The sequence below is a fragment of the Ferrimonas kyonanensis DSM 18153 genome (assembly GCF_000425405.1).
Lineage (GTDB): Bacteria > Pseudomonadota > Gammaproteobacteria > Enterobacterales > Shewanellaceae > Ferrimonas > Ferrimonas kyonanensis.
Window position 1 is genome coordinate 124826 of the sequence record NZ_KE384368.1, and the last position, 14977, is coordinate 139802.

Consider the following 14977-nt stretch of genomic DNA (forward strand, 5'->3'; position numbering starts at 1 on the left):
CGATATGATCAAAATCAACAAAATGTGAAGAATTTAAAATTAGTATGTCGGCAGACTTGGGGAGAAAAACCATGGGAACAGAGCGAATTACAGTGTCACTGGACACTGAGTTGCTGACAGAACTGGACCAACTGGCCGATGACGGCGGCTATCGCAACCGCAGTGAGCTGTTTCGGGATATGATTCGGGAAAAACGCAAAGACAAGCTGCTGGAGACGGATCCCGGCACGCCCTGCATTGCCACGTTAAGCTACGTGTTTGATACGCGCAAACGCACGCTGGTGACACGGTTGATGGACAACCAACATATGTTCAATCGCATTGTCCGCTCGACCATGCTGGTGTGCCTGGATGAGCATTTTCGAATGGAATCCATCGCCCTGGAAGGCACCGCCGAGCAACTGCAGCAGTTTGCCAACATTCAGCTCAGTGAAAGTGGCGTTCTCAATGGCTGCCTGCACCTGGTTCCGCTAATGGCTGACGAAACTATTTGATTTATCAGCCCCTTTCAAACCCGGACAACCATTTCCGCCAAACGCTTTGCCTTCAAGGGCTGGAGACGCGATCAAACCCAATCCCTCTCCAGTTCACATCTTTTCGAAAAGCTATTGACTGCGAATTGTTATCATTTAGAATCGGTGCAAACCGATGAGGAACCGATGATGGATAAGCGCACAAAAAAGCAGCTGAAACGCCAGTCGAAAGCATTGAAAAAAGCCCTAAAGCACTCCTTGAAACAGGTTAAGAAAAGTGCCGCCAACGGCGTCATCGAACTCGACAAAAAGCAACTAAAGGCGATGGCCGACAAACTGGTGCAGGAGATGGTGAGTGAGCAGCCTCCGCAGCCTAAAGTCGTGGCGATTCGACCGCTGACTCAAGACGCCATGAGCTTTGCCCGTCGCCCTTACAAGAAGACCCCCTGCAAACGTTGCCCGGCACTGACGGGAGGCTTGTGTGCCTGCGCCATCAAAAAGCAAAAGCGAGCCGCTTAACTTAGACGTTTTTCTCCCCCTTTCGGGCTCCACAACCTCAGTTCTGAGGTGAGCCGCAGATCGCTGTTGACCTTCATCATCGCCATCGAACCCGTGGCAAACTTATCCAATTGGACGCCACCTAAGTGTTCGACAACCTGATGTATCCCTGGATTATGCCCCACCCATATCTGCGTCTGTCCGGCACAAAACTTGCGCGCCATCATCGCCAGGATCTGTGCTTCACTGGCCAGGTACAATGACGGCTTAAAGCTGACCTGCACATCCTCAAAAGCCTCACTGATGGCACTTGTGGTTAACCGGGTACGCACCGCATCGCTGCTCAAAATCCGATCCGGCACCACTCGCCAGCGCATCAGTTGGGCAATGATCTGCGGCAAGGTTTTCACACCTCGAGGGCTTAATGGCCGCTGCCAATCCGCCAATCCGGCCTGCTTCCAGCAGGACTTGGCGTGCCGCAACAGGATCAAACGCATACTCTTCCCCGAACCCAGACTCACACAAATAAGTGTAGATTGCCCACTGAGCGCATCCGACTCCGGGTGACGCCGCGGGCAAAAGCATCACACGACACAGACGCAAAAATAACGATTAACGAGGAATAACAACGGCCTTGTTTGAGTTATAAATGATCGCAGCTGCATGCAAATGCTGAAAAATGTGCCAAACTGTCACCGGCACACTCTGATGTGCTGAATATTATAGGAGAGGATATGAAATCCAAGGTATTACTGGTAGCAACCGCTGCCTCGGCATTGTTTCTTGCTGGCTGTGCCAACAACGACGACCTGGCCGCGCAGGTATCTGCTTTATCCAATAAGGTGGACTCCTTACAGGCTGACGTTCAGGCTGATCAGCAACGTCAGGATCGCGACATCAGTGCCGCCAAAGCGGCCGCCGATGACGCCGCAGCAGAAGCGATGCGAGCCAACCAGCGCATTGACAACATTGCGACTTCTTACAAGAAGTAAGCTCCGAGTGGGCTGGTTTACGGCCAGCCCACTACTTTAGGCACCCCAGAACGCTCGTTCAACATTCGGGTCACCCATTCCTGATTGACATGATTCAGTTGGATCAGCCTCAGTTGGTCATCACTGAACTTAAGCGGCTTATCGGTCTGAGCCTCCACGCTCAGCGGGTCGTGAACCTCCAGCAAAATCTCCCCCTGCCGTCCCCGAGCCACCTTCAGAGGTTGGTTGATAACCCGAACCGGCGTTTTAACCGGCACCATGGAAAACAACTCCTCGATGTCCTTGGGCCACAACCGAATGCATCCGGCGCTGACCCGCAGGCCGATCCCAAACTCCTTGTTGGTGCCATGAATCAGATACTGTCCCTGGGCAAACCCCAGCCGCAACGCAAACAGACCCAGAGGATTATCCGGCCCCGGAGGCACCACTCTGGGCAACTCGATGCCCTGCTCCAGGTATTCCTCGCGGGTACTGGCGGTAGGCGTCCAACTGGGGTTGGGATGCTTATGGGTGATGACAGTGTCTCCCAGCGGGGTGTCGTGGCCAATGCGGCCAATGCCTATGGGATAAACATGGACGAAGTGATCATCAAAATAATACAGGCGCAATTCAGCCAGGTTAATCACCACCCCTTTACGAGGCACGTCTGGTAGCAACATGTAGGAGGGGATCTCCAATTCGGTCCCCGGTTCAGGTAAAAACGGATCCACTCCGGGGTTGAGCTCCATCAGAGCCAACAGGCCGACACCGTATCGCTTAGCAATCGGCGCCAGGTGCTCACCGGTCTTGACCACATGAGTCACGGAAAATCCCACCAGCCGATGACCCGGCTCGGGCAAGGGGTAGACCACCGCGGATACCATTGTCGACCAGCCTAACAGCACACACAGCCACAGTATGGCCTTTCTCATTGCCACTCCTCATTTCTACGGTCTAAAACCAGGCCCACGCAACACCCTGGCATCAAAAAGCCCGCCAGGGGCGGGCTTTTAATGGTAATCAACCGATGTGGATCAGGCAATCACTTCACTGGTCACCCGCTTTTCAACCTTCACGGCGCACACCTTGAACTCGGGGATCTTAGCGTGGGGATCCAGGGCCGGGTTAGTTAGCCGGTTGGCCGGCGCTTCCTCGAAGTGGAACGCCGTGAACACCACCCCTTTCTGAATCCGCTTGGTCACAAAGGCATTGAGTTCAATGTCACCGCGACGCGTGGTCAGGCGAATCGGATCACCATTGCCAATCCCCAAGCGCTCGGCATCGGCCACCGACAACATGGCCGTCGGGCCGGCCAAATCATTCAGGCCTTTGGTCTTACGGGTCATGGTGCCGGTGTGGAACTGCTCCAGCAGTCGACCGGTGGTCAGCACCAGCGGGTACTCTTCACACGGCAGCTCGGCGGCGTACTTAAATGGAATCGGTTCCATATAGGCACGTTCACCAATGGCAAATTTATCTACGTGCATCACCGGCATGCCGTCACACTGATCATCGACACAAGGCCACTGAATGCCATTGGTGCCCACACGCTCCCAGCGAATACCGGCGTACTGCGGCACCGCCAGGTTGATCTCGTTGCAGATCGCCTTTTCATTGCGATAGCGCCAGTTTGCACCCAGCGCTTGGGCCAGCAACTGAATGATCTCCCAATCATTACGAGCCTGCCCTGGTGCATTGACTGCCGCGTTGAGTCGCTGTACCCGACGTTCGGTATTGGTGAAATGGCCCTGCTTTTCTGCAAACGCAAAGGCCGGCAACACCACATCGGCCATCTGTGCGGTTTCCGTCAGGAAGATGTCCTGCACCACCAGCAGATCCAGTGCCTGCAGCGCTTTAATGACGTGCTTCTGATCCGGATCAGACAGAACCGGGTTTTCTCCCATCACGTACAGGCCGTCAACCTGATCCTCCAGAATGGCGTCCATCACCTCGGTCACCGCCAAGCCATTGACCGGGGACAAGTCGGTGTGCCACAGCGCTTCGAAACGTTCGCGAATGGCCGGCTCTTCGATGTTCTGATACCCCGGCAGGTAGTTTGGTAACGCCCCCATGTCGCAGGCGCCCTGTACGTTGGATTGGCCCCGCAGCGGGTTGATGCCCGCCCCTTCTACCCCGATGTTGCCACACAGCAACTGCAGGTTGGCAATGGCCCGCACATTATCGTGACCTGTGGTGTGCTGCGTGATGCCCATGGCGTAATACACCGCCGTCTTGGTGGCCGTCCCCATCAATCTGGCGATCTCACGCACCTGCGACGCCGGAACCCCACTGACCAGTTCCACTTGCTCCGGGGTATAATCAGGCTTCATCACCTCGGCTTTGAATGCCTCAAAGCCTTCGGTACGGCGAGCGACGTAGTCGTCGTCCTGCCAGCCATTCACCAGAATCTCTCGAGCAATGCCGTTCAACAGCATCACATCGGTACCGGGACGATGGCAGGCGTACAGTTGAGCATGCTCAGACAGGCCAATCCGCTTAGGGTCGGCCACAATCAAACGGGCGCCATGGTGACGAACCGCCTGCTTAATGTGAGAGGCGATAACCGGGTGAGCAGCGGTGGTGTCGGAACCGATAACAAAGATCAGGTCCGATTCCTTAATCGACGGAATGTCGTTGGTCATGGCACCACTGCCCACGGCCGCACGCAATCCGGATACCGTGGTGGAGTGACACAAACGCGCACAGTGATCGATGTTATTGGTACCAATCACACTTCTAAACAACTTTTGGAACAGGAAGTTATCTTCGTTGGTGGCCTTGGCAGAAGCAAAACCGGCCATGGCGTTGCCCCCCTTGGCATCGGTAATCTCTTCGATTCTGGCGGCCACATAGCCGATGGCATTGGCCCAGGTGGTGGGCACCAGTTCACCGTCTTTGCGGATCAGAGGCTGAGTCAATCGTTCCTTGGACTGAATGAAGTCAAAACCGAAACGACCTTTGACGCACAGCATGCCTTCGTTGACCGGCGACTCGTCGACCCCGGTCACCTTGATGATGCGGTTGCTGTCTTCATCCACGTGCAAACGAATGCCACAGCCCACACCACAGTAGGTACAGATGGTATCTACGGTTTTCAGGGTTTGCTGGCGTCCCTGACTGCGATCGCGGGCATCGGTGAGCGCCCCCACCGGGCAGGCCTGAATGCAGGCACCACACTGGGAGCAGTTGGAGTTGGCCATCAACTCGCCGCCATCGAAGCACACCCGTTGACTGAGCTGGTCGTCTTTAAAGCCCAGTACCCCGTGAACGCCGCGTTCATTACAGGCCACCACACACTGACCACAACTGATGCAGCGGTTAGGATCCAGGTTAATAAACGGCGCGCTGCTGTCGATGCGTTTCTGCTGGGCCTTGCTGTAGTCCAGATCGGCATCGCTGATGCGATATTCGGTGGCGTAATCTCTCAGTCCGCACTGGGTATTGACCTGACAGCCACACTCCAGACAACGGGCCGCTTCGGCAATGGCCGCCTCGGCGTCAAACCCGAGCTCCACTTCGTCAAAACTGCCCTGACGCTGAGCACTGGTCAATTCAGGCATCGCCAGGCGGGCCTGCTTAGGCCAATGATCCAGAAAACGCGCTTCCACCTCTTTCAGTGATTTGGCTTTCTGGGAGTTAAACTGGGCTTTCGGGGCCTGAACCAGGCCACTTTGCAAGAAGCGGTCAATGGCAATGGCGGCCTTTTTGCCATCGCCAATCGCCTCAACGGCCGTTGCCGGCCCCAGGCGAAAATCACCGATGGCAAACAGGTTGCCAATGCCGGCGTGCATGGTGGATGGATCCGCATCGGCGGTGGTCCAGCGGGTCAACGGCAAGGCTTCCCCACCCAGCTTGGCGGCATCGGAGGCCAGCAGTTCGGCATCCGGTTTTTGTGACACCGCGGCAATGACGGTATCAAACTCCATCCACTGAAACTCGCCGGTTGACTCGGGACGACGACGACCGGAGGCATCGGGTTCGCCCAACTTCAGGGTTTCGACCTTAACCTTGCATACCCGGCCCTGATCGTCGGCCAGGTTCTCGACCGGTAGAGACAAGAACTGGAAGTTAACCCCTTCCACTTCCGCCTCATGAATCTCGTAATCTTCCGCCGGCATGTCGGCCTTGGTGCGGCGATAGATGATGGTGACTTCCGCCCCCTGACGCAGGGCGGTTCGGGCGCAATCGATGGCGGTATTACCACCGCCAATCACGGCGACTTTGTTGCCTACCGATACGTCTTTGCCCAGGGTGAAATCCTTCAGGTAATCCACACCCAGCATGCAGCCTTGCAGATCCGAGCCGGTGTAGTCCATGGCCACCGCCTTCTGGGCGCCAATGGCCAGACACACCGCATCGTACTCCTGGCTCAACTGTTCCAGGGTAAAATCACGCCCGAGGCTTTGATTCAGTTCGATGTTCATGCCGGCACGACACATCAACTCAATCTCTTTATCCAGAGTCGCTTTCGGCAGTCGATACTCGGGAATGCCATATCGCAGCCAACCACCGGCTTGCGGCATGGCTTCAAAGACGGTGGCTTGATAGCCATTGTGAGTCAGGAAATAACCGGCCGAGAGGCCGGCAGGACCGCCACCAATAATGGCGACCTTTTTGCCTTTGGCGGGCGCAATGTCTGCCAAGTGGGCCTGGTCATTCAGGTCCAGATCGGCGGCGTGTCGCTTCAACTGCCGAATGGCCAACGGCTCATCCACCAGGGTGCGCCGACATGCCGATTCACAGAAGGCCGGACACACCCGACCGATAGACAGCGGCATCGGCAGCGTGTCTTTAATGGTCTGCACCGCCTTGGTATGGTCACCCTGGGCGATGTCGTACAGATACCCCTGAATGTCGACATCCGCCGGACAGGCGGTCTTACAGGGTGCCTCGCAATCGGCGGTATGATTAGACAAAATTCGTTTTAACGCCGCCTGGCGGGTCTGGGTCAGAGTCTCAGACTGAGTCTGTACCTCAATGCCAGCTTTTACCGGATGACGGCAACTGAGGGTCACCTCCCCATCAACCTCGACGGCACACAAGCCGCACGCTTCCTGCCCCTGGCCATTGGGGCCACCACACAGCGAAGGAACCTCGAATCCGGCCTGCCGGCATGCGTCCAGCAGGTAGAGGGATTCCTCAACTTCAACCAGTTGATTGTTAATGGAGATCTTTATCATTTTTGCTCTTCTTAAGCCGGCGTCAGCTGCCCCGGTCTACTTCTTCAGAGGTATCTGTCCGAGAATGAAAAAGCTGAATTCCATTCCTAACCAATTAGGCTACCAACCCGTCGGGTTGAGTTGAAGATAAGCTGAGCCTTTACGTGATCTCAGTCAAAAACGCTGCAAGAGGTAAGACCAATCTCAAGCCACGGTCACTGAAACAGCAAAAATGATCGCCAAAATCTGTCCGACCTGACAGGTCCGTCTGCCCTAGCGAATTACAGCAGCGACCACAGAGACAAAGACAGCACCAGGGTCATCAGAGCAGCGGCCCCCTCTTTTAGAGTATCGAATCGCAGATGGAAGCTCAGGGCACCGGCACTCACCAGCGCCAGCAGCAAGGCGCCGGCCGCGGGATACAGCCCTAGCAAGGCCGCACCGCTGAGTTCCAATGCCCCAACCATCGCCATGGCACGTCGACTGAGGCCGTAGGAGCGGAAATAGGCCAACTGAATCTCGAACACCTGTTTTTGCCATCCCAATAACTTGACTGAACCGGCCAACACGAAGAACAGGCCCAGCACCACCGACATCACCGTCACCATCATCATCACAGGCTGCCCCTCCCCGTCATTGTTATCCCATTGTGTTTTTGCATTGTCTGGTACTCCGATATCCAATCTTGCAACCAGACTATTCAAGTCGCATTATTATTTGTAATCATCACTATTAATAACCAGCATGAGCGACATTAATAATATAGACCTGAACCTACTGAAGTCTCTGCAAGCCCTGCTGTTGGAGTGCCATGTTGGCCGAGCCGCAAAACGGATGCATGTCACGCAATCGGCCATGAGCCACACCCTGGCGCGACTGCGCGATGCGCTACAAGATCCGCTGTTCGTCCGCACCAGCAAAGGCCTGTCTCCCACCCCAAGGGCGGTGCAACTTGGCCAGCAGCTGGAACCGTTGATGACGGAGCTGGTTCGCTTATTCGATCCTCCCCGGCTCGACCCGAGCAGCATCCTCTGCCGATACCGCATCCTCAGCCATGACTTCATCGTTCAGGCCTACCTGGCTCCGCAGCTAAATCGGATCCAGAGATTGGCCCCGAATATTGTGTTCGAGCTGGACACCCTTGGCTCCGAGGCCAACGATAAACTGGATCAGGATCAGGCCGATCTCATTATCGGTGCCGGGCTGGATGCTCGAGACCGCTTTATGCAGCAGCGACTGACTCAGGAACCCATCGACTGTGTCCTGGCCGCCGACCACCCCGCCCTTAAGCAGTGGCATCTGGAGTCGTTGCTGGCCTACCCCCACATCACTTTGGGATTGTTAGCCGAGCGGAACGATCCGGTTTCCGTAGCCAGCGGCGGCGAAGCCCGGCGCCGGGTTGGCGTCATCACCCACAACCTGCAAACCCAACTGCCGCTGCTGGTCGACTCATCACTGATCGCCTTTTTACCCCGCTCTCTGGCTGCCATTGCCGAACGCCAATACGGCCTCTGCAGCCGACCCAGCCCGGTCACGCTGGCGCCGCTGATCATTCGGGCACTGTGGCATCAGCGACACCAACACGACCACAGCCACCGCTGGATCCGTCAGCAACTGTTTGAGGGCTTTAGTGAAGCTGCCGATCGCGGGTGACAGGAAAAACTGCTCACCACGGTTGCAAATCCCAAAATCCATCCCCATCTAAGATGGATACGAATACGCAGTTGGAAACAGGCTATGCACCAAGAGGATATTGACGTCATCGACACCGACGAACCCCAACCTACCGATATCGTGGTTGCCGGAGAGCAGCGGCCGGACCAACTGCATGTGATGCCGGTACAAAACCGGCCGTTCTTCCCCGCTCAGGTAATGCCGGTGCTGATCAAAAGTGGCGACTGGAGCGATACCCTGAAGGCGGTGGGAGAAACCGAGCACAAGATGCTGGCCCTGTTCTACAGCGAAGACTTTGACCACTCGGAGGGGAAATTCAATCCTCAGACCCTGCCTCAAACCGGTTGCGTGGTGCGAGTCCACCAGGTCAAAGAGGGGGATGATGGCGACATTCAGTTCATCGCCGAAGGCATTGAGCGGGTGCACATCGACAGTTGGGAAAGTACCAGCCACCCTTACCTGGCCAATGTCAGCTACCCGGAAACGGAACAGGATAGCGAAGGCAAGGAAGTGAAAGCCTATGCCATGGCGTTGATCAATGCCATTAAAGAACTGCTGCCTATCAATCCGCTGTTGTCGGAAGAGCTGAAAGATTACCTCAATCGCTTCGGTCCCAACGAACCCTCGCCGCTGACCGACTTTGGTGCCGCCATCACCACCGCCCCCGGGCCACTGCTGCAAGAGGTGGTGGATCAGGTGGCACTGCTGCCACGGATGGAAAAAACCCTGGCGCTGCTGAAAAAAGAACTGGATGCCGCTCGCCTGCACAGTGAAATTGCCGAAGAGGTAAATCGCAAAATCAGCAAGCACGAGCGTGAATTCTTTTTGCGAGAGCAACTTAAAGTAATCCAGAAAGAGCTGGGGGTAGCCAAAGACGACAAAACCGCCGACCTGGAAGAGTTTCAGGCCCGCATGCAAGGCAAAACCCTGCCAGAGGCGGTCGAGAAGAAGTTCAAAGAGGAGATGCAGAAGTTCTCGGTGCTGGAGTCCGGCTCACCGGAATACGGCGTCAGTCGCAATTATCTGGACTGGATCTCCCAGATGCCCTGGGGGATCAGCAGTACCGACAAGCTGGAGTTGAGCCAGGCGCGTACCATTCTCGACAAGCACCATGACGGCCTGGACGACGTCAAAGACCGGATTCTCGAGTTCCTGGCCCTGGGCGCCTTCAAAGGTGAGATCAGTGGCTCCATCATTCTGCTGGTAGGCCCTCCTGGCGTCGGAAAAACCTCCATCGGCCGCTCGATCGCCGAATGCCTGGATCGCCCCTTCTATCGTTTCAGTGTCGGCGGCATGCGCGACGAGGCCGAGATCAAAGGCCACCGGCGTACCTACATCGGGGCTATGCCCGGTAAGTTAGTGCAAGCGCTGAAAGAAGCGGAAGTGATGAACCCGGTGATCATGCTGGATGAGATCGACAAGATGGGCAGCAGTTATCAGGGTGATCCCGCCTCGGCACTGCTGGAAACTCTGGATCCGGAGCAGAACGTCAACTTCCTCGATCACTACCTGGACCTGCGCCTGGACCTGTCCAAGGTGCTGTTCGTGTGCACCGCCAACACCCTGGACAGCATTCCGGCGCCACTGCTGGATCGAATGGACGTGATTCACCTGTCCGGCTACCTGGCAGAAGAAAAGTTAGCCATCGCCAAACACCACCTGTGGCCAAAACAGTTGAAACGCGCTGGCGTCAAACGCAGCCAACTGAAGATTACCGATGCCGCCATGAAGAAAGTGGTGGTCGACTACTGCCGCGAAGCGGGAGTCCGCAGCCTGGATAAGGCCCTGGCCAAGCTGGTTCGAAAGTCGGTGGTCAAACTGCTGCAAGAGCCGCAGCAAAAGTTGTCTTTGGGCCTAAAAGCGATTCCCGAACTGCTGGGCCCTGCCAAGTTCAAGGCGGAGCAGACCTTGTGCGGCACCGGCATTGTCACCGGTTTGGCTTGGACCTCCATGGGCGGTGCCACCCTGCCGGTGGAAGCCAACAGCATTCACCAGCAAAGCCGCGGACTGAAACTGACCGGGCAGTTGGGGGACGTGATGAAAGAGTCCGCCGAAATCGCCTTTAGTTTCGTCAGCAGTCACCTGAGCCAATATGGCGTGGAAGAGGGGTATTTCGATAAACGCTTCGTGCATCTGCACGTACCCGAGGGGGCGACCCCCAAGGACGGCCCCAGTGCCGGCATTACCATGTCTACCGCCCTATTGTCTCTGGCCATGGGTCAGGCACCGAAACAGCACCTGGCCATGACCGGCGAGATCACCCTCAACGGCTATGTGTTAGCCGTAGGTGGCATTCGAGAGAAGCTGATTGCGGCCAAGCGTCAGGGGATCAAAGAGGTACTGCTGCCGGAAGAGTGCAGCGGCGACTATCAGGAGCTGCCTGACCACGTTAAAGAGGGACTCAAGGTGCATTTTGTCAGCCATTTTGACCAAGTGGCCAAGTTGGCGTTTGACTAACAAGATAGGGAGCCTCTGGCTCCCTTTTTTACAGCAGCCCAGTCTGGTAAGCCTTACTGACCAGGTTAGTGCGGTTCCTGGCACCGAGGATCTCTCGCGCTCGATCGAGGTGGTAGTTAACACCGCGCTCGGTCAAGAACAGCTTCTTGCCGATCTCTTCGCTCGAGTCTCCCTCCGCCACCATAGTCAAGATCTTGATGCAGTTGGGGGATAACAGCCCAAAATTGGCGATGGGATTAATGTCCTGATGAGCTAAGCAACAAAATAGAGATGAAAATTCCAACAGCAGATCGACCAATTCTTCGTGTTTATTCATTACATTTTGTTGGACTACGGCACGCCTCTGATCTGAAAACAGGTGGAAAATACCCATCCAGTCCTCCCGGCCCGTTACCGAATGGTAATAGGTTGCAGCACTACCAAAGCTGTATTTGACCCTCAGCTGTTCAGCGATTTTTTGACGTCGCCCATCGTATCCACCACCCGGAAAATGAAAAGAATCTCGATACAGCCTTGCCGAAGGCCTCGAGTAGAGAAAACTGCAATCTCCCCTGGAGAATCGATACAGATATTCTTCTCTGAACTGTAAAATTCCATCATCGGAAGCAATGGTGTAGCGCATCTTTTTTAGGCTACTTGGATTGCCGAAAAACAGCTTGCTATTGCGCCCGATACTCTCGGAAAAACTGTGTAGATCATCGGGCAGGATGCTGTAGTAGAAGCGTTCAAAGCCCAGAGGCTTGAGTTTCTTTAAGAACGCCTTGATAACCTGGCTGGTGACGTATTCACTATGCTGAGCCGGCACACCCACCCCCTCCTGTAACAAAAAAGGGAAGGGGAACACCCTCCCCTGAACTTCATTCTTATTCGATCGAGCTCGGCTTGTCAACGTGACAGGTCAAACAACTTTCCGGCTCTTTAAACTTGGTTTTCTCACTGTAGTAGTCATCTTTTGTTGAGTAAGCATCGCCATGCTTCTCCAGTGTCTGGGCATGACAGAAACCACAGGTCAATAACTCACCGTGGCTGTCCGGAGCACCGTTATTGCCATGGCACTCGGCACACTCCCAGGGTGCCATCTCTTCGACCACATGGCTGTTGGCGGCATTATGGCATGTGCTGCAGTCCGGCAGCTTCCAACCGAAGTGGGACTCGGTTAAAGGCGCGCGGGCTTTGCTGACATCTTTGATGCGGCTGGGGTCGATCTCCGGAGCATCAGCATCACATCCAGAAGATGCCTGCTGATTACCGTACTTATTGCTAAATGCAGCGCCTATGTAGTTGATGTACTCAGGACCATAGATGATCATCGCATCGCCGGTCAGGTGGGGGTCGTTGCCGCCGAAGGGCAAGCCGAACTTCATGTAGCCACGCCCCTTGGGGTTGTGGTTTTCATACTGTTCACCGGCACCATAGTGGTGAGCCCGATAACCCAGCACACCTGGTACTTTATTCATGCAAGCAGCCCGGAACTCATCGCCACCCATATCAAGGCGAGCAGAACACATCACTTTCTGATACAAGCCATGCTGAGCACCGGAGTCCATGTAGTTCTCCCACTCGCCGGTATGATGCACAAAACCACAAGCACCATTATTGGTGTAGGTCTCGTTGACGATGTTGCCCAGGTCATCCCGACCGTTAAAGCTGATGGCGGTAGCCACATATCCCTGTACATTGGCATTGGTGCTCAACCGCGGCCAGTAACTCCAGTCGATCTTCAGATCCGGGCGCTGCTCCACCAGTGACAGCCAGGCGTCCAGCTCGGTGATCACCCCGGGCTGATAGAGGTCGGTGCGCAGGTTGTGCGGGGTGACCTCAATGTTCTTGAACACCGCGCGCTTATTAGGCTCCAGTATCTCACCAGTAGCCGAGTACTTGGCCGGCTTAAAATCGATAACAATCTCGGGGATAATCACCTTGCCGCCATTCCCCGCCAATCGCTGCATCTCTCGCCGGTACTTGCGCTTACGAATCTCCATCTCACCGGGTTGAGCCGGTACCAGCACGATACTCATCTCGTTCTTGAGCGGCTGGTGATCCATGCGGAAGTAGATCTCCTCCTCCTTGTAATAGAGAGAATCCGTATCCCATCCCCCCTCCTTTTTCTCCCAAGAGCTAGGACCCACTAGGTACTTCCAGCCCTGTCCCAGAGTTTCGCCGATGTGGTCCGGGTCCACTGCTTCTGGCAACCCCTGGACCCCTTCGATCGAGGTGACGAAATAGGTATTCAGGGCGTCATCTTTTTCAACCTGAATATCCAGATCGTACTTCTTACCAACCCACATCAACAGATCCAGCACCGAACCTTTACCCTCGGCAAATAGATCAGGACGGATGGAGTCAATCTTCACCCCTGCCATATTAATGGCGGTAGGAGGGAGTAAGTAGTCAATCTTTAAGCCCTTTTTGGCAGCCTGTTCATCCATCTTAGAGTGGATTACGCCATCAACGGCTATATTCGATACGTATTGAGCGTTGACCGAAACCGGAGTATGAGCCTGATCCAAGGGAGAAAATCCCTTTACGATGGCCAACTGAATCACCTTATTGAGTTTTTTCTCATCCTCGCTAGGGCCACCAAAGACGTACTCCGGCTTGTCCACTGGCGGCTTCGGTTGCGGTGGCGTAGGTGTCGAAGCACTGTCATCACTGCCACATCCGCCCAGGACTACACTGAAAGCCAGCGCCGCCCAAATTGTATTGCGTTTCATCATCTCATCCTTACTGTCTGCAATAAGCACGGCAAGGATAAGAGCTGTCCCCATGCGTCGATACTGGCAGCAGCAACAGTATCTAAACCCGATGTGACCAAGATCCTCATCCGTGACCGGTTTTACCACTTCGGAGACAAAAAGCTCGCCACGGTGGAAACACCAAGGAGAGCCGCCGGCCCCTTTTTCATAATTGCAGCAGTCACAACACCCCATGCAGATAGGCTTTGCTGACCAGGTTGGCGCGATTTCTGGCCATCATGATCTGCCGGGCCCGATCCAGGTGGTAGTTAACCCCTCGCTCACTCATGTACAACTGCTCGCCAATCTCTTCGCTGGAATACCCCTGAGCCACCAATGACAGTATCTGAATGCAGGTGGGTGACAGCACTCCGAAGTTGGCCAGCGGGTTGATGCTTTTGAATGCCAGGGCATTGAAGGTGTCGGCGTACTGCTCCAACAAACCTCGACATTCTGCCAGCCCCGTCCCCTGCCCCAACGGCAATTGTTGACGCCCTTTGTCAGAAAACAGGTTAAAAATGCCCAGCCAGCCCGGACGTTCTGCCACTGGGTGATAAAAGGTCAGCTGGGCGCCGATGCCAAACCGCTGCTTCAATTGCTTGAGTTGCAGGTAGGTGCTTCGTCTTCGACCGGACTCCGTATCATCCGGCCACAGGAACGGATTGCTGCGGTTACGTGTTGATGGACCGGACAGCTGAAACCCCTGATCGCTTCGCGAAAAACGGCGCAGAAACTCATCCCGGTACAGCAAGATGGCATCATCGGACGCCACCGCATAGCGCATCCGTTTCAGATTAAACGCCCGACTGGCATTAAAGGTGCTGCAGCACCCCAGGGTATGAGCAATGGTGCTCTCATCATCTGGCACTATGGTGTAGTAAAAGCGGCTCAGCTCAAACGCCGCCAACCGCTCGATAAAGTCATCAATCACCCGGCGACTGGCCAGGTTGATTTTTTGTGCAGGCATCATCTTCTCCCCAGTAAAAGGGGCCTTTCGGCCCCTTCTGTTC

At 55.3% G+C, this 14977-nt stretch carries 12 protein-coding genes; 5 read left to right on the forward strand and 7 right to left on the reverse strand.

The window, feature by feature from the left end:
* Nucleotides 1–71 precede the first annotated feature (71 nt).
* Both nikR and H598_RS0121145 read left to right on the forward strand, forming a co-directional pair.
* Nucleotides 72–494, forward strand: a complete 423-nt coding sequence (gene nikR / locus H598_RS0121140; RefSeq protein ID WP_169629329.1) for a nickel-responsive transcriptional regulator NikR — start codon at nucleotides 72–74, stop codon at nucleotides 492–494.
* A 168-nt stretch (nucleotides 495–662) separates the two neighbouring features.
* Nucleotides 663–992, forward strand: coding sequence for a hypothetical protein (locus H598_RS0121145; protein WP_156897135.1), 330 nt, complete (start codon nucleotides 663–665; stop codon nucleotides 990–992).
* Here the strand turns inward: H598_RS0121145 and H598_RS25190 are convergent.
* The gene (locus H598_RS25190) at nucleotides 989–1468 is read right to left on the reverse strand and encodes a SixA phosphatase family protein (RefSeq protein WP_051252929.1); all 480 of its coding nucleotides are present in this window, start codon (nucleotides 1466–1468) and stop codon (nucleotides 989–991) included. The genes H598_RS0121145 and H598_RS25190 overlap by 4 nt on opposite strands.
* Nucleotides 1469–1705: 237 nt before the next feature.
* Between H598_RS25190 and H598_RS0121155 the strand changes: the two genes are divergently transcribed.
* A complete protein-coding gene (locus tag H598_RS0121155) occupies nucleotides 1706–1963 on the forward strand; it encodes an Lpp/OprI family alanine-zipper lipoprotein (RefSeq protein WP_028114790.1) in 258 nt (85 codons plus the stop codon).
* A gap of 17 nt (nucleotides 1964–1980) precedes the next feature.
* On the opposite strand, the gene H598_RS0121160 is transcribed toward H598_RS0121155, so the two are convergent.
* The 3 genes from H598_RS0121160 to H598_RS0121170 form a co-directional block, all read right to left on the reverse strand.
* The gene (locus tag H598_RS0121160; RefSeq protein WP_035416390.1) at nucleotides 1981–2874 is read right to left on the reverse strand and encodes a L,D-transpeptidase family protein; all 894 of its coding nucleotides are present in this window, start codon (nucleotides 2872–2874) and stop codon (nucleotides 1981–1983) included.
* 102 nt (nucleotides 2875–2976) lie between these two features.
* Nucleotides 2977–7122, reverse strand: a complete 4146-nt coding sequence (gene fdhF / locus H598_RS0121165) for a formate dehydrogenase subunit alpha (RefSeq protein ID WP_028114792.1) — start codon at nucleotides 7120–7122, stop codon at nucleotides 2977–2979.
* Nucleotides 7123–7382: 260 nt separating this feature from the next.
* The gene (locus H598_RS0121170) at nucleotides 7383–7715 is read right to left on the reverse strand and encodes a DoxX family protein (protein ID WP_028114793.1); all 333 of its coding nucleotides are present in this window, start codon (nucleotides 7713–7715) and stop codon (nucleotides 7383–7385) included.
* A 130-nt stretch (nucleotides 7716–7845) separates the two neighbouring features.
* On the opposite strand from H598_RS0121170, the gene H598_RS0121175 reads away from it, so the two are divergent.
* A complete protein-coding gene (locus H598_RS0121175; protein ID WP_035416391.1) occupies nucleotides 7846–8754 on the forward strand; it encodes a LysR family transcriptional regulator in 909 nt (302 codons plus the stop codon).
* Between the two features lie 84 nt (nucleotides 8755–8838).
* Nucleotides 8839–11232 carry an endopeptidase La gene (lon, locus tag H598_RS0121180; protein ID WP_028114795.1) on the forward strand — a complete coding sequence of 798 codons (2394 nt, stop codon included), beginning with the start codon at nucleotides 8839–8841 and terminating at the stop codon, nucleotides 11230–11232.
* A gap of 28 nt (nucleotides 11233–11260) precedes the next feature.
* Here the strand turns inward: lon and H598_RS0121185 are convergent, their stop codons facing one another.
* The 3 genes from H598_RS0121185 to H598_RS0121195 all read right to left on the reverse strand — a co-directional run bounded on the left by H598_RS0121185 (nucleotide 11261) and on the right by H598_RS0121195 (nucleotide 14937).
* Nucleotides 11261–12037: a helix-turn-helix transcriptional regulator gene (locus H598_RS0121185; protein ID WP_156897137.1), complete on the reverse strand. Its 777-nt coding sequence runs from the start codon at nucleotides 12035–12037 to the stop codon at nucleotides 11261–11263.
* Between the two features lie 58 nt (nucleotides 12038–12095).
* Nucleotides 12096–13946, reverse strand: a complete 1851-nt coding sequence (locus H598_RS0121190) for a cytochrome c3 family protein (protein WP_028114797.1) — start codon at nucleotides 13944–13946, stop codon at nucleotides 12096–12098.
* A gap of 202 nt (nucleotides 13947–14148) precedes the next feature.
* On the reverse strand, nucleotides 14149–14937 hold the full coding sequence (locus H598_RS0121195; protein ID WP_028114798.1) for a helix-turn-helix domain-containing protein: 789 nt from the start codon (nucleotides 14935–14937) through the stop codon (nucleotides 14149–14151).
* Nucleotides 14938–14977: the final 40 nt, after the last annotated feature.

Excerpts from the sequence above, each read along its gene's own strand:
- H598_RS0121190 (WP_028114797.1), bottom strand. The coding sequence starts at position 13,946 with ATGAAACGCAATACAATTTGGGCGGCGCTGGCTTTCAGTGTAGTCCTG.
- nikR (WP_169629329.1), top strand. The coding sequence starts at position 72 with ATGGGAACAGAGCGAATTACAGTGTCACTGGACACTGAGTTGCTGACA.
- H598_RS25190 (WP_051252929.1), bottom strand. The coding sequence starts at position 1,468 with ATGCGTTTGATCCTGTTGCGGCACGCCAAGTCCTGCTGGAAGCAGGCC.
- H598_RS0121170 (WP_028114793.1), bottom strand. The coding sequence starts at position 7,715 with ATGATGATGGTGACGGTGATGTCGGTGGTGCTGGGCCTGTTCTTCGTG.
- H598_RS0121155 (WP_028114790.1), top strand. The coding sequence starts at position 1,706 with ATGAAATCCAAGGTATTACTGGTAGCAACCGCTGCCTCGGCATTGTTT.
- lon (WP_028114795.1), top strand. The coding sequence starts at position 8,839 with ATGCACCAAGAGGATATTGACGTCATCGACACCGACGAACCCCAACCT.
- H598_RS0121160 (WP_035416390.1), bottom strand. The coding sequence starts at position 2,874 with ATGAGAAAGGCCATACTGTGGCTGTGTGTGCTGTTAGGCTGGTCGACA.
- H598_RS0121195 (WP_028114798.1), bottom strand. The coding sequence starts at position 14,937 with ATGATGCCTGCACAAAAAATCAACCTGGCCAGTCGCCGGGTGATTGAT.
- H598_RS0121145 (WP_156897135.1), top strand. The coding sequence starts at position 663 with ATGGATAAGCGCACAAAAAAGCAGCTGAAACGCCAGTCGAAAGCATTG.
- fdhF (WP_028114792.1), bottom strand. The coding sequence starts at position 7,122 with ATGATAAAGATCTCCATTAACAATCAACTGGTTGAAGTTGAGGAATCC.
- H598_RS0121175 (WP_035416391.1), top strand. The coding sequence starts at position 7,846 with ATGAGCGACATTAATAATATAGACCTGAACCTACTGAAGTCTCTGCAA.